The organism is Paraconexibacter algicola (assembly GCF_003044185.1).
GTDB classification, from domain to species: Bacteria; Actinomycetota; Thermoleophilia; order Solirubrobacterales; family Solirubrobacteraceae; genus Paraconexibacter; species Paraconexibacter algicola.
On sequence record NZ_PYYB01000004.1, the window covers coordinates 262223 to 287782 of the forward strand.

The 25560-nt window shown below is 74.3% G+C and carries 26 protein-coding genes; 20 read left to right on the forward strand and 6 right to left on the reverse strand.

Annotated elements, in window-relative coordinates; genetic code table 11:
• Positions 1–7 precede the first annotated feature (7 nt).
• From C7Y72_RS20645 to C7Y72_RS20665, 5 genes are all read left to right on the forward strand, one after another.
• On the forward strand, positions 8–439 hold the full coding sequence (locus C7Y72_RS20645; RefSeq protein WP_107571082.1) for a protease inhibitor I42 family protein: 432 nt from the start codon (positions 8–10) through the stop codon (positions 437–439).
• Between the two features lie 139 nt (positions 440–578).
• Positions 579–899: a 2Fe-2S iron-sulfur cluster-binding protein gene (locus C7Y72_RS20650; RefSeq protein WP_107571083.1), complete on the forward strand. Its 321-nt coding sequence runs from the start codon at positions 579–581 to the stop codon at positions 897–899.
• A gap of 37 nt (positions 900–936) precedes the next feature.
• Positions 937–2379 (forward strand): cytochrome P450, encoded by a 1443-nt coding sequence (locus C7Y72_RS20655; RefSeq protein ID WP_107571084.1) that lies wholly within the window; start codon positions 937–939, stop codon positions 2377–2379.
• A 28-nt stretch (positions 2380–2407) separates the two neighbouring features.
• Complete coding sequence (locus tag C7Y72_RS20660) at positions 2408–3649, forward strand: NAD(P)/FAD-dependent oxidoreductase (protein WP_107571085.1); 1242 nt, start codon at positions 2408–2410, stop codon at positions 3647–3649.
• A 62-nt stretch (positions 3650–3711) separates the two neighbouring features.
• A complete protein-coding gene (locus tag C7Y72_RS20665; protein WP_107571086.1) occupies positions 3712–4302 on the forward strand; it encodes a TetR/AcrR family transcriptional regulator in 591 nt (196 codons plus the stop codon).
• A gap of 56 nt (positions 4303–4358) precedes the next feature.
• Here the strand turns inward: C7Y72_RS20665 and C7Y72_RS20670 are convergent, their stop codons facing one another.
• Together C7Y72_RS20670 and C7Y72_RS20675 are read right to left on the reverse strand one after the other, a co-directional pair.
• A complete protein-coding gene (locus C7Y72_RS20670; protein WP_107571087.1) occupies positions 4359–5363 on the reverse strand; it encodes a hypothetical protein in 1005 nt (334 codons plus the stop codon).
• A gap of 105 nt (positions 5364–5468) precedes the next feature.
• Complete coding sequence (locus tag C7Y72_RS20675) at positions 5469–5855, reverse strand: hypothetical protein (RefSeq protein ID WP_107571088.1); 387 nt, start codon at positions 5853–5855, stop codon at positions 5469–5471.
• 98 nt (positions 5856–5953) lie between these two features.
• Here C7Y72_RS20675 and C7Y72_RS20680 point away from each other — a divergent pair, with 98 nt between their 5' ends.
• The 6 genes from C7Y72_RS20680 (at position 5954) to C7Y72_RS20705 (ending at position 11783) form a co-directional block, all read left to right on the forward strand.
• Complete coding sequence (locus C7Y72_RS20680) at positions 5954–6286, forward strand: DUF1330 domain-containing protein (protein ID WP_107571089.1); 333 nt, start codon at positions 5954–5956, stop codon at positions 6284–6286.
• Between the two features lie 353 nt (positions 6287–6639).
• On the forward strand, positions 6640–7305 hold the full coding sequence (locus C7Y72_RS20685; RefSeq protein WP_107571090.1) for an HAD-IA family hydrolase: 666 nt from the start codon (positions 6640–6642) through the stop codon (positions 7303–7305).
• Positions 7306–7345: 40 nt separating this feature from the next.
• Positions 7346–8575: a sedoheptulose 7-phosphate cyclase gene (locus C7Y72_RS20690; protein ID WP_107571091.1), complete on the forward strand. Its 1230-nt coding sequence runs from the start codon at positions 7346–7348 to the stop codon at positions 8573–8575.
• A gap of 10 nt (positions 8576–8585) precedes the next feature.
• The gene (locus C7Y72_RS20695) at positions 8586–9410 is read left to right on the forward strand and encodes an O-methyltransferase (protein ID WP_107571092.1); all 825 of its coding nucleotides are present in this window, start codon (positions 8586–8588) and stop codon (positions 9408–9410) included.
• Complete coding sequence (locus tag C7Y72_RS20700; RefSeq protein WP_107571093.1) at positions 9407–10750, forward strand: ATP-grasp domain-containing protein; 1344 nt, start codon at positions 9407–9409, stop codon at positions 10748–10750. Before C7Y72_RS20695 ends, C7Y72_RS20700 begins: the two co-directional genes overlap by 4 nt.
• Before the next feature lie 10 nt (positions 10751–10760).
• Positions 10761–11783: a D-alanine--D-alanine ligase family protein gene (locus C7Y72_RS20705; RefSeq protein ID WP_199224024.1), complete on the forward strand. Its 1023-nt coding sequence runs from the start codon at positions 10761–10763 to the stop codon at positions 11781–11783.
• 7 nt (positions 11784–11790) lie between these two features.
• Here the strand turns inward: C7Y72_RS20705 and C7Y72_RS20710 are convergent, their stop codons facing one another.
• Entirely contained in the window at positions 11791–14214 is a 2424-nt protein-coding gene (locus C7Y72_RS20710; RefSeq protein ID WP_146175483.1) for a choice-of-anchor A family protein, read from the reverse strand.
• A 122-nt stretch (positions 14215–14336) separates the two neighbouring features.
• Between C7Y72_RS20710 and C7Y72_RS20715 the strand changes: the two genes are divergently transcribed.
• The 5 genes from C7Y72_RS20715 to purE all read left to right on the forward strand — a co-directional run bounded on the left by C7Y72_RS20715 (position 14337) and on the right by purE (position 19747).
• Complete coding sequence (locus tag C7Y72_RS20715; RefSeq protein ID WP_146175484.1) at positions 14337–15401, forward strand: VldE C-terminal domain-containing protein; 1065 nt, start codon at positions 14337–14339, stop codon at positions 15399–15401.
• Between the two features lie 73 nt (positions 15402–15474).
• A complete protein-coding gene (locus C7Y72_RS20720) occupies positions 15475–16863 on the forward strand; it encodes a calcium-binding protein (protein WP_107571097.1) in 1389 nt (462 codons plus the stop codon).
• A 50-nt stretch (positions 16864–16913) separates the two neighbouring features.
• Complete coding sequence (locus tag C7Y72_RS20725; RefSeq protein ID WP_107571098.1) at positions 16914–18098, forward strand: BaiN/RdsA family NAD(P)/FAD-dependent oxidoreductase; 1185 nt, start codon at positions 16914–16916, stop codon at positions 18096–18098.
• A gap of 21 nt (positions 18099–18119) precedes the next feature.
• A complete protein-coding gene (locus C7Y72_RS20730) occupies positions 18120–19247 on the forward strand; it encodes a 5-(carboxyamino)imidazole ribonucleotide synthase (RefSeq protein WP_107571099.1) in 1128 nt (375 codons plus the stop codon).
• Positions 19244–19747 carry a 5-(carboxyamino)imidazole ribonucleotide mutase gene (gene purE / locus C7Y72_RS20735; protein ID WP_107571100.1) on the forward strand — a complete coding sequence of 168 codons (504 nt, stop codon included), beginning with the start codon at positions 19244–19246 and terminating at the stop codon, positions 19745–19747. The genes C7Y72_RS20730 and purE overlap by 4 nt, the downstream gene beginning before the upstream one ends.
• A 10-nt stretch (positions 19748–19757) precedes the next feature.
• Here purE and C7Y72_RS20740 read toward each other — a convergent pair whose 3' ends face one another.
• The gene (locus tag C7Y72_RS20740) at positions 19758–20372 is read right to left on the reverse strand and encodes a class I SAM-dependent methyltransferase (RefSeq protein WP_107571101.1); all 615 of its coding nucleotides are present in this window, start codon (positions 20370–20372) and stop codon (positions 19758–19760) included.
• A 128-nt stretch (positions 20373–20500) separates the two neighbouring features.
• On the opposite strand from C7Y72_RS20740, the gene C7Y72_RS20745 reads away from it, so the two are divergent.
• The 4 genes from C7Y72_RS20745 to C7Y72_RS20755 all read left to right on the forward strand — a co-directional run bounded on the left by C7Y72_RS20745 (position 20501) and on the right by C7Y72_RS20755 (position 21635).
• Positions 20501–20656, forward strand: a complete 156-nt coding sequence (locus C7Y72_RS20745; protein WP_107571102.1) for a CsbD family protein — start codon at positions 20501–20503, stop codon at positions 20654–20656.
• 73 nt (positions 20657–20729) lie between these two features.
• Complete coding sequence (locus C7Y72_RS23600) at positions 20730–20876, forward strand: hypothetical protein (RefSeq protein WP_154732259.1); 147 nt, start codon at positions 20730–20732, stop codon at positions 20874–20876.
• Positions 20873–21178: a hypothetical protein gene (locus C7Y72_RS20750; protein WP_107571103.1), complete on the forward strand. Its 306-nt coding sequence runs from the start codon at positions 20873–20875 to the stop codon at positions 21176–21178. The genes C7Y72_RS23600 and C7Y72_RS20750 overlap by 4 nt, the downstream gene beginning before the upstream one ends.
• A gap of 61 nt (positions 21179–21239) precedes the next feature.
• The gene (locus C7Y72_RS20755; RefSeq protein ID WP_107571104.1) at positions 21240–21635 is read left to right on the forward strand and encodes a hypothetical protein; all 396 of its coding nucleotides are present in this window, start codon (positions 21240–21242) and stop codon (positions 21633–21635) included.
• Positions 21636–21876: 241 nt separating this feature from the next.
• Here the strand turns inward: C7Y72_RS20755 and C7Y72_RS20760 are convergent, their stop codons facing one another.
• A complete protein-coding gene (locus C7Y72_RS20760) occupies positions 21877–24414 on the reverse strand; it encodes a DEAD/DEAH box helicase (protein ID WP_107571105.1) in 2538 nt (845 codons plus the stop codon).
• A 113-nt stretch (positions 24415–24527) separates the two neighbouring features.
• Positions 24528–25538, reverse strand: a complete 1011-nt coding sequence (locus tag C7Y72_RS20765) for a patatin-like phospholipase family protein (protein ID WP_107571106.1) — start codon at positions 25536–25538, stop codon at positions 24528–24530.
• Between the last annotated feature and the right edge of the window lie 22 nt (positions 25539–25560).

Sequence of the window (25560 nt, forward strand, 5' to 3'; positions counted from 1 at the left end):
CGGCGCCATGACCGCCCGGCCCGCCCGTCGTCTCGTCGTCCTCGCCCTCCCCGCCGCGCTCGCGTGCGGCGCGACCCCGGGGCCCGCGGTCGCGGCGGCGCCCACCGGGACGACCGTGGTGACGCAGGCGCGCTCGGGCGACGTCGTCACGATCGCGCGCGGACGGACCCTCGAGCTGCGGCTCACCGCCTGCCTGGCGAGCTGCGGCTTCCGCTACGAGACCGAGCGGCGCCCCGACCCGTCGGTGCTGCGGTTCCGCTCCTCCCGCGTCGAGACCCCCGAGCAGCCGCAGGACGGTCCGCCGGTCGTCGGTGGGTCCAGCACCAAGGTCGTGCGCTATCGCGCGACCGGCCGGGGGACGACACGGCTGGCCCTGCGACTCGTCGGCCCCGAGGGGACCGTCGACCAGCGCTTCCGGCTGACCGTCCGCGTGCGCTGAGCGCCGCTTCCGGGCCCGTCCCGGGAGCGGTCACCCCCACCTTGACGCTACGAGTTGACACGGTGGAAAGTCGAGCTGTAGCGTCTGCCGCGGAGAGGCCCCGCACCGCGCGGGCACGGACCAGCGAGAGAGGGAGACGATGGGCACCATCACGTTCGTCGAGTACGACGGCACCACGCACGAGATCGAGCTCGTGGACGGGTCGTCGCTCATGCAGCTCGCGACGAGCAACGGCGTCCCCGGCATCGACGGCGACTGCGGCGGCGAGGCCTCGTGCGGCACCTGCCACGTCATCGTCGACGAGGCGTGGGCCGCGAGGACCGGCACCCGCTCGGAGGAGGAGAGCCAGATGATCGAGATGTCCCCCGAGTGCGCGCCGAACTCGCGCCTCGCGTGCCAGATCACGGCGACCCCGGACCTCGACGGTCTGACGGTCCGCCTCCCCGAGTTCCAGATGTAGCGCAACGGCACCCCGACCGAGGCAGGCGAACGCAGACATGACCCCCATCGACACCGTGCTCGACCAGGCGCTGACCCGCGTCACCGACAAGGTGCAGGCGACCATCCCCGTCGACCGGCAGGTGCGCGCGGCGCACCTCGTGAAGAAGGCGAAGCGCTTCGCGGGTCTCGAGACCCCGCTCGTCTTCACCGAGGAGCCGATCCCCGACCCCGCCGACGTGCCGCTGACCGAGATCGACCTCAGCAACCCGTTCATGAACCGGCAGGGGAAGTGGTACCCGTACTTCGCGCGGCTGCGCGACGAGGCGCCGGTCCACTACCTGGCCGACAGCCCGTTCGGCCCGTTCTGGTCGATCACGCGGTACGCGGACATCCAGGCCGTCGACTCCAACCCGAAGGTCTTCTCCGCCGAGCCGTACATCGTGCTCGGGCAGCCGCCGCTGGAGATCGAGATGTTCATCGCGATGGACCCGCCCAAGCACGACGTGCAGCGCAAGGCCGTCCAGGGCGTCGTCGCGCCGCGCAACCTCAAGGAGATGGAGGGCCTCATCCGCGAGCGGGTGCAGGAGGTCCTCGACTCCCTGCCGACCGACGAGCCGTTCGACTGGGTCGACCGTGTCTCGATCGAGATCACCGGCCGCATGCTCGCGACGCTCCTGGACTTCCCCTACGAGCAGCGCCGCAAGCTCACCTACTGGTCGGACACCATCAGCGGGACCGCGGAGGGCACCGGCGGCACCACGCACCAGGACGAGATGTTCGCCGCCGGCGAGGAGCTCGCCCGCAGCTTCGTCGCGCTCTGGCACGACAAGGCGGCGCGCCGGGCCGCGGGCGAGCCCGACGGCTTCGACCTCATCACGCTGATGCAGACCTCCGAGGACACGAAGGACCTGATCAAGAAGCCGATGGAGTTCCTCGGCAACCTCACGCTCCTGATCGTCGGCGGCAACGACACCACGCGCAACTCGATGACCGGCGGCGTCCTCGCGCTCAGCCAGAACCCCGACCAGTTCGAGAAGCTGAAGGCCGACCCGTCGGTGATCCCGAACATGGTCTCGGAGATCATCCGCTGGCAGACCCCGCTGGCCTACATGCGTCGCGTCGCCAAGGAGGACGTCCACTTCGGCGGGCAGTTCATCCGCAAGGGCGACCAGGTGATCATGTGGTACGCGTCGGGCAACCGCGATGAGCGCAAGTTCGAGAACCCCGACGCCTTCCTCATCGACCGCCCGAACGCGCGCAACCACATGTCGTTCGGCTTCGGCGTGCACCGCTGCATGGGCAACCGCCTGGCCGAGATGCAGCTGCGGATCCTCTGGGAGGAGCTGCTCGCGCGGTTCGACCGCATCGACGTCGTCGGCGAGCCCGAGTACGTGCAGTCGAACTTCGTCAAGGGCTACTCGAAGATGATGGTGCAGCTGACCGCCCGGAGCGCGCCGCAGGAGAGCGCCGAGCCCGCCGAGGAGCCGGCCGCCGCCTGAGCGGCGCCGTCGACGGAGGGCAGCAACGATGGGCGCGGAGCGGATCGTCGTCGTCGGCGCAGGCCACGCCAGCGCGCAGCTGTGCGCGAGCCTGCGCCAGGACGGCTGGGCCGGCGAGATCCTGCTCGTCGGCGACGAGCCCTCCCTCCCCTATCAGCGACCGCCGCTGTCGAAGACGTACCTGGCCGGGGCCACGTCCCTCGACGAGCTGCTGATCCGCCCGGCGGACTTCTACGACAAGCAGCAGGTCACGTTCCGGCAGGGCCGCGTCACCGCGATCGACCGTGCGGCCCGCACGGTCGCGCTCGACGACGGCGGGACGCTCGCCTACGACCGGCTCGTGCTGTGTCTCGGCGCGCGGCCGCGCCGGCTGACGATCCCCGGCAGCGACCTCGCCGGGGTCCACCAGCTGCGGGACGCCGCGGACATCGAGGCAATCCGCGGGAGCCTCGCCGACACGCGGCGCGCGGTGATCGTCGGCGCCGGCTACATCGGCCTGGAGGCGGCCGCGTCGCTGCGCAAGCTCGGCGTCGACGTGACCGTGCTGGAGGTCGCCGACCGGGTCCTGCAGCGCGTCACCGCACCGGAGGTCTCCGCGTTCTACGAGCGCGTGCACCGCGAGGAGCAGGTCGACGTGCGCGTCGGAACCGCGGTGCAGGCGCTCGAGGGCGACGGCCGCGTGCGCGGCGTGCGGCTCTCCGACGGCTCCACGCTCGACGCCCAGCTCGTCATCGTCGGCATCGGCGTGGTGCCGAACGTCGAGCTCGCCCGGGACGCCGGACTCGCCGTCGACGACGGCATCGCCGTCGACGCGCACGGTCGCACCGAGGATCCGGCCGTCTTCGCGGCCGGGGACTGCGCGAGCGGCTTCCACGCCCGCTACGACCGGCGCCTGCGCCTGGAGAGCGTGCCGAGCGCCGTCGAGCAGGCGAAGCTCGTGTCGGGCGCGATCTGCGGCATCGAGAAGCCCGGCGGGGCCCTCCCCTGGTTCTGGTCGGACCAGTACGACCTGAAGCTCCAGATCGCGGGCCTCAGCACCGGCTACGACGAGGTCGTGCTGCGCGGCGATCCTGCCGAGGGCCGGTCGTTCGCCTGCTTCTACTACCGCCGCGGTGCGCTGATCGCCGCCGACTGCGTGAACCGGCCGCAGGAGTTCATGTTCAGCAAGCGCGCGATCGGGCAGGGCCTCTCGCCGCAGCCCGCCGAGCTCGCCGACCCGGACACCGCGCTGGCCGCCCTGCTGCGCGCCCCGGCCGCCGGCGCCGGCTGAGCGCCGCCGCAATCTGACACCCCGTCTTGTCACTGCGACAAGCCGGGCAGTACGCTCTACCGATGGCCGTTCTCTCCCGTCGCGCGCAGGTCGCCGGAGCGCGTCGCGCGACCGAGGACGCGCTCCTCGAGGCGACCCTCAGCCTGCTCGCCGAGGGTCTGCCCTTCGCCGAGCTGTCGATCGACCAGATCGTCAAGCGCGCCGGCCTGTCGCGGCCGACGTTCTACTCGTACTTCCGCGACAAGCGGGCGCTGGTCCTGCGGCTCGGCGTCGAGTTCGAGGAGGACCTCGCGAAGGTCGCGGTGCCGTGGCTGGAGTCCGCCGACGGGGACGTGCGCGACACGCTCGAGGGCGTGCTCGCCGTCTTCCAGAAGCACGCGACGACGCTCAGCGCCGTGGTCGAGGCCGCGACCTACGACGCCGACGTCGCCGAGTTCTGGGGCGCCTTCCACGCCCGATTCCGCCCCGGCGGCGAGGCGCGCGTGCGTGCAGGCAACCCGGACCTCGACGAGGAGTCGGTCCGCGCCCGCGCGTACACGCTGATCTACATGACCGAGAGCTCGATCACGACGCAGGTGCTGCGCCCAGCGGTCGACGCCGACGCGCTCATCACCCAGCTCGCGTTCATGTGGGACGCGGCGACCGGCGGCTGAGCCGCACCGCGCGCCGGCGGGACCCCGGGCGACCGGAGCCCCGCCGCACCGCCGGGCTAGATGAAGCGGCGGGTGACCCGGAAGCCGAGCGTGATCGTGCCCGGGGCCACGAGCGCCGAGCCCTGGAACTCCGCGCGCAGCTGGTAGCGGCCCGACGACCGCGCCGTGAAGCGCTTGGTCAGCACGCCGTTCTTCGCCGTGACGGTGCCGATCGTGCGGTACTTCCCGGACTTGCGCAGTCGCAGCCGGACCTTGCCGTTGACGTTCTCCCGGAACTTCAGCCGGATCCGGTAGCTCGGACCGCGGTTGTCGATGTAGCGGGTCGAGTCGAGGTCGAACGGGCCCTTCACGTCGACGAACTGCGGCGCCGTCCACGGCGTGTACGCCGGCGTGGAGCCGCCCTTGGCGCGGGTCGTGAACGTGTAGCGGCCGGGTGCCGGGAACGTCACCTGGGCGGCCCCGTTGAGCGAGAACAGCGAGTCGGTCGGCGTGGCGCCCGAGATCCCGACCGTCGGGTCGAAGACGCCGAAGTTCTTGTAGAGGATCTCCTGGCGGGCGTTGACGGTCACGCCGGTCGGGAACGAGTAGGTCTTGCGCGCGAACGAGCCGGGGTCGCGCGTCAGCAGCGGCGTCGTCGGCGTCTGGATCGCGGCCGCCGCGTTGATCGTGAACTGGCCGGTGGCGCCGCCCGTCGTGGGCGTCGCGCACGCGTTGTCGCTGTAGAGCGTCGTCGTCATCGTGTACGTGCCGTTGCCGACGTACTGGACGAGCCGGGCGATCGGCCCGAACTGGAGCTTCAGGCACGCGTTGTCGACCGCGACCGGCGCCCCGTTCGGCCCGACCACCGTGTACTTGTAGTACTTGGGCAGGTCCTCGCTGGCCGCGACGATCGTCACCCGCGGCTCGACGTTGGTGATCGCGAGGCCCGGTGTGATGTTCGTGTAGACGCTGCCGTCGTTCTGCACCTGCTGGGTGACGGTCGCGGAGGCGGCGGCGGGGACGGCGAGGGTCAGGATGCCGGCGGCGAGCGCCGCGCGGCGGATGGGGGAACAGGTGGGCACCTGAGCTCCTTCTCACGTGGTTTGGTCGGCACGCTACAACCCCGTTTTGCGCAGCGAGTCGCGGTCGCCGACGGATGCTGACGCGCCATCTGCGCGGGGGCTGGCTCAGCCCGTGTGGGTGCCGGCCGCGTCGGCGGCCAGCGCGAACAGCTCGCCCATCGCCTCCGCGGGCGACTCGTCCTCCCCGGGGACCCAGCGGCCCTCGGCGACCGCCTCGCGCGCGGCGCGCACCCGGTCCTCGAGCGCCCCCGGCGCGGGCGGGGCCGCGCACCGCATCGCCGTCCACACGAGCTGCTCGGCGACCGTGCGTCGCGTCCCGGCGGACACGCCGTCGGCGGCCAGCACGCCGCCCAGCACGGCCGCGGCGGCGGTCAGCTGGACCGCGCCCGCGTCGGCGTGGAGCGCGAGCGCGGCGACGAGCGGGTCGGGCCAGCCGTCGTGGGTGGCGGCGTCGACCTGCTCCATCGCGGCGGCGGCGAACGAGACGTCCATCGCAGGCGGATACGGGCGCGGCCCGGACGGGGATCGGCGGGCCGTCCACGCGGGGCGGGTCGGTGACCGGGGCGGCCAGGCCGGGGTAGGGTCGCGCCATGGCTCCCGTCTACGCCCTGAACCTCTTCGACCTCGCTCCCAACGACGACTACAAGGCGTACTCGCGGCGCTCCGTCGACGCGGTCGGCAAGCACGGCGGGCGGGTCGTCGCGCTGGGCCGGCTCTCCGAGGACACCGCCAGCAGTGGCGACGTGCCGCCCCGTCAGGCGATGGTGCTCGTGGAGTGGCCGAGCGCCGCGGCGTTCGAGGCGTTCAAGGCCGACCCCGACCACGAGGACCTGCACCCGCTGCGCGAGGGTGGGACCGAGCACTACCTCTGGTGGGCCTACGACAAGCTCGAGGACCTGCGCCCGCTGCTCAACGACCGCTGAGCTGAGGCTCCCGGCGGGCCCGTCGCGACGACACCGACGGCCGTCGATGCGCCAGGTGACGAACCGGTCGGGAGACCGGTGTGTCGTCCGGGTCGTCGCGCCACCGCCTGGCCGTACAGATCGTCCGGACAGGTCGTCCCGCAGGGCGGAAGCGTCGACCACGACGACAGTTTTCGCGCCCTCCCCGCATCCCCGGGCACCCGTGAGGACCGCGAGCGCGTCCTCGGCCCGCCCCCGGGCGCAGGGCCGTCGGCGGGCGTCGTCCGTCCACCACCGCGCAACGTCCGGGCGATCCGCCCTCCGGGACGCGCCGTACCCGGGCCATTCCGTCCCGCCGTTCCCGAGGAGAGCACATGCCGGCCCTGCTGTTCGGCTCCATCAGCACCGTCGCGGACACGTCCGAGATCCAGCGCGAGGCGTTCAACGCGGCCTTCCGCGAGCACGGCCTCGACTGGCACTGGGACCGCGACGCCTACCGCGAGCTGCTCGCCTCCAGCGGCGGTGAGCAGCGCATCGCCGACCAGGCCCGGGCCAGCGGCGAGACCGTCGACGCCGCCGCCGTCCACGCCACGAAGACCGCCCGCTTCCAGCAGCTGCTCGCCGAGGCGCAGCTGCGACCGCGGGCCGGCGTCACCGAGACCATCCGCGACGCCAAGGCCAGCGGCTTCGGCGTGGCGTTCGTGACCACCACGTCGGCCGCCAACGTCGCCGCCGTCCTCGCCGCCGTGCAGGACGACCTGCCCGCCTCCTGGTTCGACGTCGTCCTGGACCTCTCGCACGTCGAGCACCCCAAGCCCGACGGCGACGCCTACCGGCACGCGCTGCGCGCCCTCGGCGAGCCCGTCGAGCAGTGCCTCGCGATCGAGGACAACGTCGGCGGCGTCGCCGCCGCGGCCGACGCCGGCGTGCGCTGCGCCGCGTTCCCCAACGCCAACACGGCCGGACACGACTTCACCGCCGCGACCGCCGTCGTGGACCACCTCGCCTTCGACGACCTGCGGGCCCTCCTCCCCGCCTGACCCCACCCTCCCTCTCCCCCTCGAGAAAGAGCCCCCCACCATGAGCAGCAGCACGCCGCAGGCGACCTTCACCGCGACCGACCGCGCCTTCCACGTCGAGGGCTACGAGCGGATCGACTTCAGCCTCCTCTACGTCGACGGGGTCTTCTCCGCCGAGAACCCCGAGCTGGCCGACACCTACCGGTCCTTCGGCCGCTGCCTGATGGTCATCGACGAGAAGGTCCTCGGGCTCTACCGCGACCAGATCGACGCGTACTTCGCCCACCACGACATCGCGCTGACGCTCGTCCCGGTCGGCATCCGCGAGACCGAGAAGTCGCTGCGGACGCTCGAGCGGATCGTCGACGCCTTCGGCGAGTTCGGGCTGCTGCGCAAGGAGCCGGTGCTCGTCGTCGGCGGCGGCCTCACGACCGACGTGGCCGGCCTGGCCTGCGCCACGTACCGGCGCGGCACGAACTACATCCGCATCCCCACGACGCTCATCGGCCTCGTCGACGCGAGCGTGGCGATCAAGGTCGCGGTCAACCACGGGCACTACAAGAACCGGCTCGGCGCCTACCACGCCTCGCAGCAGGTGCTGCTCGACTTCTCGTTCCTCGCGACGCTGCCGGAGGACCAGATCCGCAACGGCATGGCGGAGCTCGTCAAGATCGCCGTCGTCTCGCACGAGCCATTGTTCCGGATGCTCGAAGAGCACGGCGAGGCGCTGCTCGAGTCGCACTTCGGGTTCGTCGGCGGGACGCCGGAGCTGCGCGAGATCGGCCACCGCGTCACCTACGACGCGATCCACGCGATGCTCGAGCTCGAGGTCCCGAACCTCCACGAGCTCGACCTCGACCGCGTCATCGCCTACGGGCACACCTGGAGCCCGACGCTCGAGCTCGCGCCGCAGGAGCCGATGTTCCACGGCCACGCGGTGACGATCGACATGGCCTACTCGGCCACCGTCGCGCAGCAGCTCGGGCACATCACGGTCGAGGACCGCGACCGCGTGCTGGCGCTCATGAGCGGCCTCGGCCTCGCGATCGACAGCCCGTACCTGACGCCAGATCTCATCGCCCGCGGCACCGAGTCGATCACCCAGACCCGCGACGGTCTCCTGCGCGCCGCGCTCCCGAGCCCGATCGGCACGACGTTCTTCCTCAACGACGTCACCCACGAGGAGCTCACCCGCATGCTGCACGTGCACCGCGAGCTCTGCGCGGCGCTCCCGCGCGAGGGCGACGGCGTCGAGATGTGGACCTCGGCGCCCGCCGGCGAGCCACGGTAGGGCCCCGACGATGACCGGCCGGACCGACGCCGCGACCGCACCGCGCCCCGTCACGCCGGGCGGGATCCTCGCCGCCCGGCTCGCGGAGGTCTGCGAGCGGGTCGCGGCATCGGGCGGGCAGGACGACGCGCTGCTCGCCGAGCTGCGGGAGCTCCGCGACCTGGCCGCCGGCCTGGACCCGTACGTGGAGGCGGTGACCACCCCGGAGTCCCCCGCCCTCGCCGCGCTCGCCCGGCGCACCCGTGAGCACGACTGGGACGCCCTCGACGGCCCGCTGGAGCAGGAGATGCTCTCCGGGCACGTCGAGGGGCAGTTCCTCAAGACGCTCGTGCACGCGACCCGCGCCCGCTCGATCCTCGAGGTCGGGCTCTTCACCGGGTACTCGGCGCTCGCGATGGCCGAGGCGCTGCCGGAGGACGGGCGGCTCGTGGCGCTCGAGCTCGACTCGGGCGTCGCGGCGCTGGCCCAGGAGTGCTTCGCGGCCTCCCCCGCCGGCGCGCGGATCGAGGTCCGGGTCGGACCGGCCGCGGACGGCCTGGCGGACCTCGTCCGGGCCGGCGAGCGGTTCGACCTCGTGTTCGTCGACGCCGACAAGGGCGGCTACCGCGCCTACCTCGACGCGCTGCTCGACGGTGACCTGCTCGCCGAGAACGCACTGGTCTGCGTCGACAACACGCTCATGCAGGGCGAGCCGTGGACCCGCGATGGCGCGGACGCCTCGCCCAACGGCGCGGCGATCGCCGCGTTCAACGCCGCGGTCGCCGCCGATCCGCGCGTCGAGCAGGTGCTCGTGCCGCTGCGCGACGGCGTCACGCTGATCCGCCGGGTGGCGTGAGCGGCACGCTGCGCACCGACGCGCGCACCGCGGCGACCCTCGGGCTGCTGACCCTCGCCCTGCCGCTGAACGCCGCGCTGACCGGCGCGGCGCTCGCCCGCGGCGCGATCCGCCGGGCCCGCGGCGTCCCCGCACCACCACGGGCGACACCGGCCGCCCGGCCGCGCACGGTGCTGCTCAGCGGCGGGAAGATGACGAAGGCGCTGCAGCTGGCCCGTTCCTTCCACGCCGCCGGGCACCGCGTCGTGCTGGTCGAGGCCCCGAAGTACCGCTGGAGCGGCCACCGCTTCTCCGCCGCGGTCGACGTCTTCCGCACCGTCCCGCCCCCGGAGGACCCCGGCTACGTCGACGCGCTCGTGCGGATCGTGCGCGAGGAGGGCGTCGACGTGTACGTGCCCGTCTGCAGCCCGGTGTCGAGCCTGCACGACGCGCGCGCCCGGGCCGCCCTGGACGGGCTCTGCGAGGTCGTCCACGGCGACGAGGAGACGATCGCCGGCCTCGACGACAAGGCGTCGTTCACCGAGCTCGCCGCGTCGCTCGGCCTGCCGGTCCCCGAGGCGCACCGCATCACCGATCCCGCGCAGGTCCTCGACGTGCCGGCCCCGCAGGACGGCGGCCACTACGTCCTGAAGAGCATCCCCTACGACCCGGTCCACCGGCTCGACCTGACGCCGCTGCCGCGCCCCAGCCGGCAGGAGACGCGCGCGTTCGTCGCCGACCTCCCGATCTCCCCGGAGCAGCCCTGGGTGCTGCAGCGGTTCGTCGACGGCCAGGAGTACTGCACCCACACGACCGTGCGGGACGGTCGCGTGCGCGTGCACCTGTGCTGCGAGTCCTCCGCCTTCCAGCTCAACTACGAGATGGTCGACGTGCCCGAGATCGACGCGTGGGTCCGCGAGCTCGTCGGGCGGCTGCGGCTCACCGGGCAGTACTCGTTCGACTTCCTGCGCTCGCGCACCGACGGTCGCGTGTACGCGATCGAGTGCAACCCGCGCACGCACTCGGCGATCACGATGCTGCACGACCACCCCGACGTGGCGCGCGCCTACCTGGAGGACGACGACCTGCCGCCGGTCCGGCCGCTGCCCGGCAGCCGCCCGACCTACTGGCTGTACTGGGAGCTGTGGCGGCTGCTGTCCCGGCCGCGGACAGCGCCCGAGCGCCTGCGCACCCTGTGGCGCGGCACCGACGCGATCTTCGACTGGGACGACCCGCTGCCGTTCCTGCTCGTGCACCACCTGCAGATCCCGTCGCTGCTGCTGGGAAACCTCCGCGCGCACCGGCCGTGGGTGCGGATCGACTTCAACATCGGCAAGCTCGTCGAGCCCGCCGGGGACTGACCCGGTGCCCGTGCGCGTCCTGCATCTCGTCGGCTCGGCGCAGAGCCCGTTCCTGGAGGAGCTCTCGCACCTCTACGCGCGCGACGCCCTCGAGGTCCTCGACGTCCCCGGCTACGAGCACCACGTCGCCGCGGTCGCCCCGGACGGGTCGTGGCGGTTCCCCGGCGCGACGCTCGACCCCGACGCGCTCGCCGCCGCCCCGGCGCTTCCCGTCGCCCGCGCGCTCGCGCGGATCGCGGAGCTGGCGCCCGACGTCGCCGTCCCGCAGATGTTCTGCCGCAGCGGCATGACCGACCACCGCGCGCTGCTGCGCGTGCTCGGCGTGCCGGTGCTCGGCAACCCGCCGGAGGCGATGGCGCTGACCGCCGACAAGGCCCGCGCGAAGGCGGTCGTCGCCGCCGCCGGCGTGCGCGTCCCCGCCGGGGTCGCGCTGCGCGCCGGCGATCCGCTGGACGGGCTGCCGGAGCTGCCGGTGGTGGTGAAGCCCGCGGCGGCCGACAACTCGCACGGCGTCGCGCTCGTCCGTCACCGCGACGAGCTGGCCGGGGCGGTGGCCGCCGCCTTCGCGCACGACGACGAGGTGCTCGTCGAGGCGTACGTCCCGCTCGGCCGCGAGGTCCGCTGCGGCACGCTCGTGCGCGACGGCGAGCTCGTGGTCCTGCCGGTCGAGGAGTACGCGCTGGACGAGATCCGCACGGCGGACGACAAGCTCGGACGGCGGGACGACGGCGACCTGGCGCTCATGGCGAAGACCGAGGACCGGGCGTGGATCGTCGCCGCCGACGACCCGGTCCTCCCGGCGGTGCACGAGGCGGCCCGCCGCTGCCACCGGGCGCTCGGCTGCCGCCACTACGGGCTCTTCGACCTGCGGATCGACCCGGCGGGCGAGCCGTGGTTCCTGGAGGCCGGGCTGTACTGCTCGTTCGCGCGCAGCAGCGTGCTCGCCGTCATGGCCCGGGCGGCCGGGATCGACGGACCGCAGCTGTTCGCCACCGTGCTCGCGCAGGCCCGGCGGGACGGCTCGGCCGCCTAGCGGCGCCTCAGCGGGCGCGCCGGACGATGCGGCTGGCCACCGTGCGGCCGCGGACGTCGCGGACGACGACCCGGACCGTGCGGTGGCGCCCGGGAACCCGCAGGCGGACCGTCACGGTGCGGGCGCGGGAGGCCCGGAACGGCCGCGCGGCGAGTCGGCGACCGGCGGTCGTGCGGACCTCGACCCGGCCGCGGCACGCGCGGCGGCAGCGGACCGCCGTCGTGACGCCGGTGGCGGTCCGCCGCGCGGAGCGCAGGCCGACCGTCGGCGGCAGCACCTGGACGGTGGCCGTGTCGCCGAGGACGCTGCCGGGACCGGCGGTGGCGGTGGTCGTGACCGTGGCGGTGTTCGTGACGGTCCGGGACGCGGGCGAGCCGTCGACGGTGCGGACCCCGAGGCACAGGAGGTGCAGCGTGCCGGAGCGCTCGACGCCACCCGGGTTGTCGAGGCGGAAGACGCGGACCTTCGGCTGCGGGTCGTTGCCCAGCGCGTGCAGCCCGTCGTCCAGCCGCCAGCCGGCCACGATGCCCTTCTCGGCGTCCCCGCAGGACACCGTCACGTCGCGGCGGGCGCCGGCCGGCACGGTGACCGGCTGCGTCACGGGCCGCAGCGACAGGGTCGCCGTCCGCCCGTCGACCGCGGTCGTCGTCGGCGACAGGCACCGCACGGCGACCGTGACCGTGGCGCCGGCGGGCGCGACGTCGAGGTGCAGGACGCGCCCGGCGAGGCCGTCAGGCACCGACGCCGCGACCGTCGCGGTGCCGCTCACGACGCGCACCGACGGGGCGATCGCGATCCGCCCGGCGACGCAGGCCACGGGCACCGTCGCGCGACCGGCGGGCAGCGTGCGCGTGACCTCGACCGGCGCCGAGGCCACGAGTGCCCGGCCGCCCGTCGTGCGCTGCGGCAGGCAGACGACCAGGAGCTTGCCCTGCGCCTGCCCGGTGGTGCCATTGCGCACCTCGACCGTGTAGCGGCCGTCGCTGCCGAGCGTCGGACCGAGCACCGCGACGTCCGCCGCAGCGCCCGCGCCCTGGTCGGTCGCGTCGAGGCGGAAGGCGGCGTCGGAGGGGAAGCTGCCCGGGGCGCACCCGAGCGTCGCCGTCGCGGTCGACCCGCCGGCGACGGAGACGTGCTGCTCGGCCTTGGCGACGGTCAGCTCGTCCCCGGCCCCGCCGGTCGGGAGCGCGTCGGCGCGGGCGGTGACGGTCACGGCCCGCGACGCGCCGGGCGTGAGCGTGCCGAGGGCGCAGCGCACCGCGTTCGCCGACCGGGTGCACGGGGTCGAGACGGCGGTGACCGTCAGCCCGTCGGGCACGTCGTCGGCGACGCGCACGTCGGTCGCGTCGGCGGTGCCCGTGTTGCGCACGGTGATCGTGAACGTCACGGTCTCGCCGGCGGGCACCGCGGAGCGGTCGGCGACCTTCGTCGTCGTGAGCACAGCCTCTGCCACGGGCGTCGGGGTGGGCGTCGGGGTCGGCGTGGGCGTCGGGGGTGCGAGCGCGGGGACGCACCCGGCGGTCGGGAACTCGTAGCGGTGCGTCTCGAAGTTCGAGCGGAACGACGCGGCGATGACCTGCCCGTTGTTGTGCCCGACCGCGGACGCGACGACCGCGGCGCGCGGTGCGAGGACCGTGCCGCCGAAGGCCGAGCCCGTCCGCAGGTCGACCGCGGTGGCGTCGGGCAGGTTCCAGATCGTCCGCGCGACGCGGTCGGCGACGGGCGCGTCGTCGGGCTGGCGGAACGTGGCACCGTCGCGGAAGCGGGTCTCCCCCTCGATCGTCACGGACCCCGCGCCGACGACGGTGATCAGCGCGGTCGCACCGGCGGGGACGTCGACGAACGTCGCGCGGATCCCGGTGAGCTGGGCCGGGGTGACGCGGAAGAGGTTCAGCCGCGGGTCGCTGCCGCGCAGCCACAGCACGTTGCCGCCCAGCGCGGTGCCCGTCGTGACGGAGTCGACGACGTCCGCGGTCCCGGTCGCGGCGAGCGCGCCCCAGGCGTCGGATCGCGCGCGCAGGTCGGTGAAGGCGGCGGCGAAGTCGATCGGGTTCGCCGCGAGGTACGAGCCGCCACCGTTGAAGTTGACGTTCCCGGTCCGGGTGCCGATGAACGCGCTGCCGCGCTGGAGGTTGAACGAGCCGCCCGTCCCGGCGACGACGAGCGTCGGGACCGACGGTCCGCCGGTCAGCCGCGTGCCGACGGTCATCCCGCCGGCGGGCAGGTTGCCGCCGTAGGCGATCGATCCCTCCGACTCCGATCCGCGCTGGCCGTCGCCGGCGACGAACTCGGTCCAGCCGGTCGCGGCGCCCAGCGGCGTGGAGCCCGCGAGGCAGTCGGGCGCCACGGCGGAGGCGGGCGCGGAGGCGAGCACGAGGGCGAGCGCGAACGCGCACGTCGTGCCCGTGAGGGCGAGGAGGAGTCGGAGCATGATCTGGACCGCGGCCGCTTGGACGGTCCGCTCGCCGCAGCGTGGCACGCGTTCGGGCGTCGGACGGCAGGACGACGGTATGAATGGCGTGAGAGGCGCGCCGTCGGGGTATGGCGCCCGCGATGCGACGCCCCCTCCCGCTCCTGCTCCTCGCCGCCCTGCTGCTGCTCGCGGCCGGTGGCACCGCCTCACCGGCCAGCGCCGCCTGCACCCAGGGCTCCAAGAGCGACGCCGCCAAGGTGCAGCTCTGGGCCGAGAAGGGCTGCGGCGGCCAGACCATCCAGGTCGGCTTCACCGGGGAGGACGACCGGCCCGACTTCCGCGCGTTCCTCGCGCGCTCGGGCGAGACGAGGAACGTCAACAACGACCGCTCCTCGCTCGGCGTCGCGGGCGGCTGGTGCGCGCGCCTGTTCGACCCGCTCAACTACGGCGACGGGGACACCGGCTCGTTCTGCGCGGTCGGCCGCACCACCTACTTCGACATCGGTGCGCTCAACGACCGCGCGTCGTCGATGCGCGTCTGTCCCGAGACCGACCGCGGCCTCTGCAACCGCGTCCCGAAGAGCAGCACCACCCCGGAGCCGGAGCCGACCCCCACCCCCACGCCGGAGCCGTGCGCCGACCCGACGGTCTGCGAGGTCCCGCCGGACCCGTGCCTCGAGGACCCCACGGTCTGCGAGAGCCCGCCGTGCGCCGACCCCTCCTGCGACCCGGGGACCGACCCCGGAAGCACCGAGGAGCTCGGTCCCAACGACGGGCTGCGCTTCGACCGGCCGGGCCGCGGCTGCCGCGGCGGGTCGAGCTCCGGCGCCCGCGCGCTGCGGACCTGGCTGCGCGAGGAGAGCGGCGTCCCGATCCGCCGGATCGAGCAGATCTACCGCTGCGGCAAGCGGCCGCGCAAGGGGCAGCGCCGTGACCTGCACTCCGAGGGCCGGGCGGTCGACGCCGTCCCGACCTCCGAGGCGGGGGCGCTCGACCTGATCGAGCAGCTGCTCGCCGACGACTACTCCCTGGCCCGCCGCATGGGCGTGCAGGAGATCATCTACGACGGTCGCGTCTGGTCCTCGGCCAACCCGACGCGGCAGCTGCGCCGCTACCGCGGCCGCTCACCGCACCGGCGCAGCGTGCACATCGGCCTGAACAAGAAGGGCGCCGCGATGCGCACGTCGTTCTGGGACGGCCGCTGAGCGGCGGGCGCGTGCGCCACGTCGCCCGCGCCGCAGGTGTCGGACGACCGGGGATCGGGGTAGAGCGGCCCGGATGCGCTCGATCCTCGCCGTCTCCCTCGCCGTCTGCGCCGCGCTGCTGACCGCCGTCGCACCCGCGTCGGCCGGCACGCTCAGCCGCAGCGGCAACGTCTACACCTTCACCGCCGCGCCCGGCGAGACGAACCAGATGAGCGCCTACACGACGTTCTCCCGGGGCCAGTGGGACGTGGTGATCAACGACACCAACCCGATCACGCCCGCCGCGGGCAGCGGCTGCGCGGCCGACGCCTCCCCGTCGGGCCGCTCGATGCGCTGCCAGTTCGGCACGAACCCGAACGTCCACCCGGGCTTCGCGATCGACCTCGGCGACATGGACGACGCCGCCACGCTCACCAGCCCGGGTGACCCGGGCGCGATCGCGGGCGGCCCCGGCAACGACACGCTCGCCTCCTACGGCGGCGCCGACGTCCTCGACGGCGGGCCGGGCGACGACACCTTCTATCCCGAGAACGGGGTCGGGTCGACCGTCGTGCCCCCGACCCGCGGCGCCGACACCCTGATCCCCGGCGACGGCCGCGACGAGCTCGTCTACACGGCGACCGGCCAGCCGCTGACGCTGACCTTCGACGGCAAGCCGGGCGACACCCCCGACGGCGACAACGTCTTCCCCGGCTTCGAGCGCGTCACCGGGACCGAGTTCGACGACACGATCGTCGGCACCGAGGCCGACGACTACGTCGAGGGGGCCGCGGGCAACGACGTGCTCGTCGGCGCCGGCGGCGCCGACAACCTCATCGGCGGGGCCGGGAACGACACGCTCGACGGCGGCGCCGGCCGCAACTCCCTGATCGGCGAGGGCCAGGACGATCGCATCATCGGCGGCCCCGACTCCGACTTCGTCTTCGGCGACGGACCGAACACCCCGGCCGGGCAGGAGGGCAACGACCGCCTCGAGCTGCGCGACGGGGTCGGCGAGACGGCCGACTGCGGGCCCGGCACCGACGTGCTCGTCGCCGACCAGAACGACCGCGACCAGGGCACGACCTGCGAGACGATCGACCGCGCGACCGTGCCGACGCCGCCCCCGGCGGCCACCCCGCTGCCCGGCCCCGGGACGACCCCGACCGCGACCGGCGGGATCGTCCTGCGCTCCACGACGCTGCGCCGGCCCTCCAGCCGCCGGATCCGCGTCGCGCTGCGCTGCACCGCCGTCACGACGTGCGTGGGGCGGCTGACGGTCCGCACGCGCGGCACCCGCCCGCGGACGATCGCGACCCGCACCTACCGCCTGGCCGCCGGACGCGCGTCCACGGTGACCCTGAAGGTCGGCCCCGGCGGGCGCAGCCGCCTCGGCTCCGGGCGCGCCCGCCGGGTCGCGGTGAAGCTCACGCCGCGCGGCGGCCGGTCGATCCTGCGGCGCGCCGTGGTGCGCCGCTCCTAGGCGAGCCGGGCGGGCGCGCGCCCGCCCACCCGCTCCTCGATGATGCAGGGGTGCGCGACGTCGACGTGGTGATCATCGGGGCCGGCGCGGCCGGTCTCATGTGCGCGCTGACCGCCGGCCGGCGCGGCCGCCGCGTGCTCGTGATCGAGCGGTCCAACAAGCCCGGCAAGAAGATCCTCATGTCGGGCGGCGGGCGCTGCAACTTCACGAACATGTACGCGGAGCCCGCCAACTACTTCTCCCAGGCGGAGAACCCGCACTTCTGCAAGTCCGCGCTGGCCCGCTACACGCCCTGGGACTTCGTCGCGCTCGTCGCCGAGCATGGCGTCCCCTACCACGAGAAGAAGCTCGGGCAGCTGTTCTGCGACAACCGCTCCAAGGACATCCTCGGCCTGCTGCTCGAGGAGTGCCGGCGCGCCGCGGTCGAGCTGCACGTCTCCACGTCGGTGCAGCGGATCGAGCGCCACGAGGACGGCTACCGGCTCGAGACGGACCTCGGCCCCGTGCGGGCCCCGTCGGTCGTCGTCGCGACCGGCGGCCTGTCGATCCCGACGCTCGGCTCGACCGGGTTCGGCTACGAGATCGCCGAGCAGTTCGGGCACCGCGTCCTCCCCACCCGAGCGGGCCTCGTGCCGTTCATCATCACCGACCAGCTCAAGGAGCTGTGCGTCGAGCTGACCGGCACGTCGGTCGCCGCCGTCGTGCGCTGCGGCGAGCACAGCTTCCGCGAGAACGTCCTCTTCACCCACCGCGGCCTCAGCGGGCCGGCGATCCTCCAGATCTCCTCGTTCTGGCACCTCGGGGACGCCGTCGAGATCGACCTGCTGCCCGACCGTGACGCGCTCGACTGGCTGCAGGAGCGCCAGGCCGCCCGGCCCGACGGGGAGCTGCGGACCGTCCTGGCGGAGGTCTTCACGAAGAAGATGGCCGCGCAGCTGGCCGACCGCTGGTTCGGCTCGCGCCCGATGAAGCAGCACACGCCCGCCGAGCTGCGGGAGATCGCCGGGCGTCTCGCGCACTGGGAGGTCGTCCCCGCCGGAACGGAGGGCTACCGCACCGCGGAGGTCACGCTCGGCGGCGTCGACACCGCGGAGATCTCTCCGCGCACGATGGAGTCGCGCCGCGCGCCCGGCCTCTACTTCGTCGGCGAGGTGCTCGACATCGCCGGGCACCTCGGGGGCTTCAACTTCCAGTGGGCGTGGGCCTCCGGGCACGCCGCCGCGCAGGTGGTCTAGGCCCCCCATAAGATCGGGCGGATGTCCAAGCGCTCCGCCCCGCCCACCGCCCGCGTCGGACTCGTCGGCGCCGGACAGCTGGCCCGGATGTCCCACCAGGCCGCGATCGGCCTCGGCGTGCAGGTCGTCGCGCTCGGCTCCGCCGCCGACTCCGCCGCCGGCGCCGCGGGCGCCCGGCTGATCGAGGGCTCCGGGCACGACGCCGGTGACCTGCGCGCGCTCGCCGAGGCGGTCGACGTCGTCTCCTACGAGATCGAGCACGTCGACCTCGACGCGCTCGAGGCGCTCGCGCAGGAGGGCGTCGTCGTGCGACCGCACCCGCGGGTCATGCGCCTCGCCGCCGACAAGGCGCACGCGCGCGCCGAGTTCGTGCGGCTCGGCTTCCCGGTGCCCGACCACACGCTCGTCGACGACGCGCAGCAGCTCGCCGCGGCCGGCGACACGCTCGGCTGGCCGCTCGTGCTGAAGACCCCGACGGGCGGCTACGACGGGCGCGGCGTGTGGGTCTGCGACGACCTCGCCGAGGCGACCGGCGTGCTCGAGCAGGTCGGTCGCACGATGCTCGCCGAGCGGCTCGTCGCGATCGACCGCGAGATCGCGGTCATCGTCGCCCGCCGACCGGGCGGGCAGGTCGCCACCTTCCCCGTCCTGCGCACCTACCAGGAGGACGGCATCTGCCGCGAGGTCGTCGCCGCCGCCGGCGACGCGGAGCCCGCCGCGGTCGCGCTCGCCGAGCGCCTCGCCGAGGCGGTCGGTCTCGAGGGCCTGATGGCGGTCGAGCTGTTCGACGAGGGCGGCGAGCTCCTCATCTGCGAGCTCGCGCTGCGCCCGCACAACACCGGGCACCTGTCGATCGACGGCTGCGTGACCTCCCAGTTCGAGCAGCACCTGCGCGCCGTCCTGGACTGGCCGCTCGGCGACCCGGCGCTCGTCGCGCCGGCCGCCGCGATGGTCAACGTGCTCGGCCCCGCGGACGGTGGTGACCCGGCGCGCGGCCTCCCCGACGCGCTGGCGGTCCCCGGGGCGCACGTGCACCTGTACGGGAAGGCGCCGGCCGCGGGCCGTAAGCTCGGCCACGTGAACGCCACCGGCCCCGATCCCGACACTGCCCTCGCGACGGCCCGTGCGGCCGCGGAGGCCCTGGCATGAGCGCCCCGCGCGTCGGGATCGTCATGGGCAGCGACTCCGACCTGCCGGTCATGGAGAAGGCCGCCGTCGCACTGGCGGAGCTCGGGATCCCCCACGAGGTGCGGGTCGTGTCCGCCCACCGCACGCCGCAGGCGATGATCGAGTACGGGGAGCAGGCCGAGGCGCGCGGCCTCGAGGCGATCATCGCCGGGGCCGGCGGCGCCGCGCACCTCCCGGGCATGCTGGCGGCCGTCACCGTCCTCCCGGTCATCGGGGTGCCCGTGCCGCTGCGCTACCTCGACGGCCTCGACAGCCTGCTGTCGATCGTGCAGATGCCCGGCGGGGTCCCGGTCGCGACCGTCGCGGTCGGCAACGGCCGCAACGCCGGGCTGCTCGCCGCGCGGATCCTCGGCGCGACCGATCCGGCGCTGCGCGAGCGCCTGCGCGAGGTGGCGCAGGCCAGCGCGCAGGTCGCCACCGACGCGGACGCGCGCGTCCGCGAGCTGCACCCGCCGGGCTGAGCGGCCCCGCTCAGCGGGCGGCCGCCCAGACCGCCCAGAGCGGGTCGCCGTCGCCGTGGGGTGGCGTGCGCAGGTCGGCGCTCGGTGGCCCGAAGCCGTCGGTCAGCTCGAAGTAGCGGCGCACGATCGCGACGCGCTCGGACTCGCGCGCGGCGAGCCATCCCCGGATCGCCTTCGTCGGGAAGCAGCGGTTGGAGAACGTGCAGACGAACAGGCCTCCGGGGCGCAGCACCTGGGCGACCTCGGCGAAGACCTCCAGCGGCGAGGTCAGGTAGTCGACGCTCAGGCAGCAGACCGCGTGGTCGAAGCTGTCGGCGTCGAACGGCAGGTCCGGCACGGCGTTGAGGTCGTGCACGACGCAGCGGGACGCGGCGCCGTTGGCGCGCAGCTCCGCCTCGTTCATCCCGAGCACGACGAGCTCCTCCGGCGGCACGTGGAAGTGCGAGACCCACGAGGACATGAGGTCCAGCACGGTCCCGCGATCGACCCCGAGCTCCTCGTACAGATCGCCGACCGCGCGGACCGCCTCGTCGTCGATGTGGTGCACGAGCCGCTCGGGCAGGTAGAACGCCGCGTCGGGCGTCGGGTCGAGCCGGTCGAAGAACCCGGGAGGAAACGCGCTCATCCCTCCAGGGTCGCGGACGCGGGGCGCGCCGACGCGCCATCGACGCCCGCCACCCCGGTTGGTTGCGCGTGCAAGCGGGTACTCCTCGATCGTCGCATCCCCCTCATCACGACACCGAAGGAGCACCCATGACGGATCTCGCAGGCAAGGCCAAGGAGACCACCGGCAAGCTGACCGGTGACGACGATCTCAAGCGCGAGGGCCAGGTCGACCAGGCGGTCGACAAGGTCAAGGAGACCGCCGAGAAGGTCACCGACAAGGTCAAGGACGTCCTCGGCAAGTAGCCCGTCGTCCCGGGTCGGCGGCGCCCCGTCCGGCGCCGCCGCCCGCCACCTCTTCCCCCATCAGGAGGCCACCATGTACCAGCTGCTCGGACGCATCACCTGGAAGATCCTCAAGCTCGTCGCGCCGCCCCTGGCGCGCAAGCTCCAGTACCGCCTGACCGGCGAGCACCCGCCCCGCCGCTCGCTGCTGCGCCGCGTGACGGCGCGGGGTGCGCGGTGAGCCTGCTGCGGCGTCCCGCCTCGCGGGTCGCGGCCAAGCGGGTCGTCCCGTGGCTCATCGCCCTGGACGTCGGCCGCGAGGCCCACTCGCACGTCACCTCGCGCCTGTCCCCCACCGAGCGGCGTCAGCTGTTCGAGCTCGTCAAGCGCAGCGGCGGTCGCCCGAGCACGCTCTCGGCGCGCGACCGCCGGCAGCTGCAGCGGCTCGTCGACCGGCTCGACCTCAGCGGCCTGGCCAAGCACTCGGTCGGCGCCGCGATCACCGGGCGACGGCACCACGGCCGCGGCCGTCGCCGCCGCTGAGCCCCTCGTCGGCCCGGTCCGGTGACCGGGCCGGCCCCCGTCCACCGTCGCGTACCATCGGATGATCGCCAGCCTCGCCGCCCGCACCCCCGACGACCTCGAGGACGAGCTGCAGGACGCCCGCTCCTCGCTCCGCTACTGGGAGCGGCGCCTGCGTGCCACCGGCCGGGGCCCGCGCCACCGGCGCCGCCGCCGCGAGGCGCAGCAGCACGTGGTCCGCTGGACCGCGCGGGTGCACGAGCTCGAGCGCCGGCGGTTCGGCACCGGGGCGCGCGGCGCGCTCGTCCAGCTGGTCGAGGAGCAGCGGCTCCCCGCGGTCGTGCGGCACCGCGGGCGCACGGTCGCGCGCCGCACCCGCACCGTGCTCGTCGTCGGCTCGGTCGCCGTCGGCGTCACCCTGCTGGCGGTTCTCGCGGCCGTGCTCGTGACGGCGCTCCGCGTCGTCGGCGTGCTCTGACTCCACGAGCGCTCAAGGTTCGCCCGGCGGCTGCCGACACCGGCAGGGACGGCCGGGACGACCAGCCCGGCGGTCACCGACCACCGTTCCCCCTCCGAGAGGTCTCCCCGTGTCGCTCGCCCTGATCGTCGTCGTGCTGCTGACCGTCGCCCCGCTGCTGCTGCTCGTCTGCGACCTCGTCTCGCCGGTCAAGCCGACCCTCGGCGACCGCTCCGCCTAGCGCCCGGCCGTTCCGTCGCGCTCAGGTCCGGCCGAACGCGACGGTCCGGACCACCGGCTCTCCCGCGAGGTCCGAGGCGTCGAGGTCGACGCGCACGAGCAGCGAGAAGTCCTGGTTGGCGTCGGGGTCCAAGAGGATCTGGCGCACCTCCCACTCCTGCGGGCCGCGCGTCACGAGCAGCAGCTCGGGCGAGCGGGCGTCCGGCCCGGTCTCGATCCACTCGTACTCCTCCCAGAGGGCGTCGAGACCCGCGGCGAAGTCGGCGCGCGTCACCGTCGGCCGGGTCGGCGGGTCGGTCAGCTGCCCGGCCGCCGCCTCCAGCGCCGCGAGCCCGTCGGCGTCATCGCGCGCGATCAGCTGCACGCGCTGGAACAGCGCGTTGCGGACCATCCGGGTGAACGCCCGCTCGTTGCCGGTGATCGGTCGCGGGGGCGGCGCCGGGGCGCCGGCCGCCGCGCGCTCGACGGCGTCCGGGTCGGTGAGCGCCTCCCACTCGTCCAGCAGGCTCGAGTCGGTCTGGCGCACGGTCTCGCCGAGCCAGTCGATCAGCTCGTCGAGCTCCGCGGTGCCGAGCTCGTCGGGGATCGTCTGGCGCAGCGCCCGGTACGCCCCGCTGAGGTAGCGCAGCACGAGCCCCTCCGAGCGGGCCAGGCCGTAGGCGGCGACGAGCTCGGTGAAGCTGCGGCCCGACTCCCACATGTCGCGGACCACGGACTTCGGGGAGAGGTCGGACTCGCGCAGCCACGGTCGCGTCTCGCGGTAGGCGCGCAGCGCGTCGCGCAGGCCCTCCCCGAGCGGCTGCGGGTAGGTGACCTCCTCCAGCAGCGCCATGCGCTCCTCGTACTCGATTCCCTCCTCCTTCATCGCGGCGATCGCCTCGCCGCGCGCCTTCCCGGCCTGCGCTTTCAGCACCGGGAACGGGTCGTCGAGGATCGCCTCGACGACCGAGACGAGGTCCAGCGAGTAGGTCTCCTCGTCGGGATCCAGCAGCGTGAACGCGTGCAGCGCGAACGACGCGAGCGGCTGGTTGAGCGCGAAGTCCTCCTGGAGATCGACGGCCAGGCGCAGCGTGCGGCCGTCCTCGTCGGGTTCGGGCAGCCACTCGAGCACGCCGGCGGCGAGCAGCTCGTCGCCGAGCGCGACGGCCTGCTCGAGCAGGCGCGCGCGACCACGCTCGTCCTCGTGGTTGTCGGTCACGAGGGCGCGCATCGCCTCGATCGGGTCGGCCGGCTGGTGGACGACGTTGAGGATCGTGGAGTGGTCGACGCGCAGCTTGGACTGCAGCGGCTCGGGTGCGGCCTCCCGCAGCCGGTCGAACGTCTCCTCGGTCCAGGAGATCTCGCCCTCCGCCGGCTTCTTCGTCTGGACCTTGCGGCGCTTCTTCGGGTCGTCCCCCGCCTTCTGCAGCGCCCGGTACCGCTCGATCACGTGGTCGGGGGCCTGCACGACCACGGTGCCCGCGGTGTCGAACCCGGCGCGGCCCGCGCGCCCGGCGATCTGGTGGTACTCGCGCGCCTTCAGCAGCCGTGACTTCGTGCCGTCGTACTTCGCGAGGCTCGTGAGGACCACGGTGCGGATCGGGACGTTGATCCCGACCCCGAGCGTGTCGGTGCCGCAGATGACCTTCAGCAGCCCCTGCTGCGCGAGCTGCTCGACGAGCCGCCGGTAGCGCGGCAGCATCCCCGCGTGGTGGACGCCGATGCCGCCCCGCACGAGCTTCGACAGCGTCCGGCCGAAGCCCGCGGTGAAGCGGAACGCGCCGAGCTCGTCGGCGATCGCGTCGCGCTCCTCGCGGCTGCAGAGCTTCGCCGACAGGAGCGCCTGGGCGCGCTCCATCGCGGCGGCCTGCGTGAAGTGCACGACGTAGATCGGGGCCTGGTCCTCGGCGACGAGGTCCTCGAGCAGCTCGTGCAGCGGCTCCAGCGACCAGCGGTGCGTCAGCGGCACGGGCCGCGGCGCGTCGGCGATCAGCGCGGTCTCGCGGCCGGTGCGGCGCGTGAGGTCGTCGGCGATGGCGCGGACGTCACCGAGCGTCGCGGACATCAGCAGGAACTGCGCGTCGGGGAGCGTCAGCAGCGGCACCTGCCACGCCCAGCCACGCTGCCCGTCGGCGTAGAAGTGGAACTCGTCCATCACGACCTGTCCGACGTCCGCTCCCGCGCCCTCGCGCAGCGCGATGTTCGCGAGCACCTCGGCGGTGCAGCAGATCACCGGGGCGTCGGCGTTGACCGACGCGTCACCGGTGAGCATCCCGACGTTCTCGGCCCCGAAGGTCCGGCACAGCGCGAAGAACTTCTCCGACACGAGCGCCTTGATCGGGGCGGTGTAGAACGTACGCCGGTCCTCGGCGAGGGCGGCGGCGTGCGCGGCGACCGCCACGAGCGACTTGCCCGAGCCCGTCGGTGTGGAGAGGACGACGTTCGCGCCGCTGAACAGCTCGATCGCGGCCTCGTCCTGGTGGGGGTAGAGCTCCAGGCCCTCGTCCGCCGCCCAGGCGGTGAAGGCGTCGTAGAGCGCGTCGGGGGTCGGCTCGTCGGGGAGCGCGTCGAGCAGCGTCACGCGGACGGCTCGGGGCGTGGACGGCGCGGGGTCGGGCTGGGTGGGGTCGGGCGGACCACGTCCCGCACCGTACCGACCGCCACCGGCGGGACGGGTCCGGGAGCCGGCCGCGGCTACGCCGCCAGGCGCAGATGGCGGCGCCGCCGCCGGCGCGCGGCGGGCAGCGGGACGCCGTCGAGCGTCGCGTCGAGCCGGGCGGCGACCGAGGCGTGCGCGGTCTCGAGCACGCGGCGGCTGCGACCCCGGTCCATCGGGTTGAGGCCCATCGCGCGGAGGTCCGCGGGGGCGGGCGTCAGGAGCGCCGCGTGCATCCCCGCGGCGCGCAGCCGGTCGAGCTCGCGGCCGGTCCGCGCTGCGGTCGCCGTCCGGGCCAGGCCGTAGACGGCCGTGTCGAGCAGCGGCCCGCGCTCGCGGGCGGAGAACGGCGTCAGCACGAGGACGGTGTCGAGCGGTTCCCCGGCGAGCAGGTCCGCGTTCGTCAGCGAGCGGATCCCGCCGTCGACGTAGCGACGACCGCCGATCGTCACGGGCCGGTAGTACGACGGCACGGCGCAGGAGGCCGCGACCGCGTCGGCGACGGTGGCCGCGGGCGCCCCGTCCCGGCCGAAGGTCACGAGCCGCCCGGCGCGCACGTCCCAGGTGTGCAGCCACAGGCGCCGGTCCGCAGGCCAGCCCGGACGTGCCGCCGCGTGCGTGAGCCCGCGGATCTCGTCGCTGCTGCGCACGCCGCGGGGCAGCAGGCCGGTGAGCGCGCCGAGCCGCCGGCGAGGGCCGCCCCGCAGGAGGCTGCTCGAGGCGAGCCCGAGGGACCCCGGGAGCGGGAGCGCGAGGCCCTCCGGGCCGCGGCCCGCGGTGGCCGCGACGATCGCCTCGCGCAGCAGCCCGGGGTCCTCGGCGAAGGCGAGCAGGTCGCACGGGTCGTGTCCGGCGGCGAGCACGGTCGCGGCGACCGCGCCGGCGGACGTGCCCGCGATCAGGTCGGCGTCCGCCGGGTCGTAGCCGTGCTCCCGCAGGGCACGGAGGGCGCCGGCGAGCCAGGCGATCCCGGTGATGCCGCCCGCTCCAAGGACGAGCCCGACCCGCGGGCGGGCGGTGCGGGGACGGACGGGAGCACGCAGCGGCATGAGCTGCGGTATCCCGCGGCCC

Excerpts from the sequence above, each read along its gene's own strand:
- C7Y72_RS20660 (WP_107571085.1), top strand. The coding sequence starts at position 2,408 with ATGGGCGCGGAGCGGATCGTCGTCGTCGGCGCAGGCCACGCCAGCGCG.
- C7Y72_RS23600 (WP_154732259.1), top strand. The coding sequence starts at position 20,730 with ATGTACCAGCTGCTCGGACGCATCACCTGGAAGATCCTCAAGCTCGTC.
- C7Y72_RS20650 (WP_107571083.1), top strand. The coding sequence starts at position 579 with ATGGGCACCATCACGTTCGTCGAGTACGACGGCACCACGCACGAGATC.
- C7Y72_RS20740 (WP_107571101.1), bottom strand. The coding sequence starts at position 20,372 with ATGAGCGCGTTTCCTCCCGGGTTCTTCGACCGGCTCGACCCGACGCCC.
- C7Y72_RS20665 (WP_107571086.1), top strand. The coding sequence starts at position 3,712 with ATGGCCGTTCTCTCCCGTCGCGCGCAGGTCGCCGGAGCGCGTCGCGCG.
- C7Y72_RS20765 (WP_107571106.1), bottom strand. The coding sequence starts at position 25,538 with ATGCCGCTGCGTGCTCCCGTCCGTCCCCGCACCGCCCGCCCGCGGGTC.
- C7Y72_RS20745 (WP_107571102.1), top strand. The coding sequence starts at position 20,501 with ATGACGGATCTCGCAGGCAAGGCCAAGGAGACCACCGGCAAGCTGACC.
- C7Y72_RS20715 (WP_146175484.1), top strand. The coding sequence starts at position 14,337 with ATGCGACGCCCCCTCCCGCTCCTGCTCCTCGCCGCCCTGCTGCTGCTC.
- C7Y72_RS20675 (WP_107571088.1), bottom strand. The coding sequence starts at position 5,855 with ATGGACGTCTCGTTCGCCGCCGCCGCGATGGAGCAGGTCGACGCCGCC.
- purE (WP_107571100.1), top strand. The coding sequence starts at position 19,244 with ATGAGCGCCCCGCGCGTCGGGATCGTCATGGGCAGCGACTCCGACCTG.
- C7Y72_RS20680 (WP_107571089.1), top strand. The coding sequence starts at position 5,954 with ATGGCTCCCGTCTACGCCCTGAACCTCTTCGACCTCGCTCCCAACGAC.
- C7Y72_RS20720 (WP_107571097.1), top strand. The coding sequence starts at position 15,475 with ATGCGCTCGATCCTCGCCGTCTCCCTCGCCGTCTGCGCCGCGCTGCTG.
- C7Y72_RS20685 (WP_107571090.1), top strand. The coding sequence starts at position 6,640 with ATGCCGGCCCTGCTGTTCGGCTCCATCAGCACCGTCGCGGACACGTCC.
- C7Y72_RS20710 (WP_146175483.1), bottom strand. The coding sequence starts at position 14,214 with ATGCTCCGACTCCTCCTCGCCCTCACGGGCACGACGTGCGCGTTCGCG.
- C7Y72_RS20645 (WP_107571082.1), top strand. The coding sequence starts at position 8 with ATGACCGCCCGGCCCGCCCGTCGTCTCGTCGTCCTCGCCCTCCCCGCC.
- C7Y72_RS20655 (WP_107571084.1), top strand. The coding sequence starts at position 937 with ATGACCCCCATCGACACCGTGCTCGACCAGGCGCTGACCCGCGTCACC.
- C7Y72_RS20690 (WP_107571091.1), top strand. The coding sequence starts at position 7,346 with ATGAGCAGCAGCACGCCGCAGGCGACCTTCACCGCGACCGACCGCGCC.
- C7Y72_RS20730 (WP_107571099.1), top strand. The coding sequence starts at position 18,120 with ATGTCCAAGCGCTCCGCCCCGCCCACCGCCCGCGTCGGACTCGTCGGC.
- C7Y72_RS20755 (WP_107571104.1), top strand. The coding sequence starts at position 21,240 with ATGATCGCCAGCCTCGCCGCCCGCACCCCCGACGACCTCGAGGACGAG.
- C7Y72_RS20695 (WP_107571092.1), top strand. The coding sequence starts at position 8,586 with ATGACCGGCCGGACCGACGCCGCGACCGCACCGCGCCCCGTCACGCCG.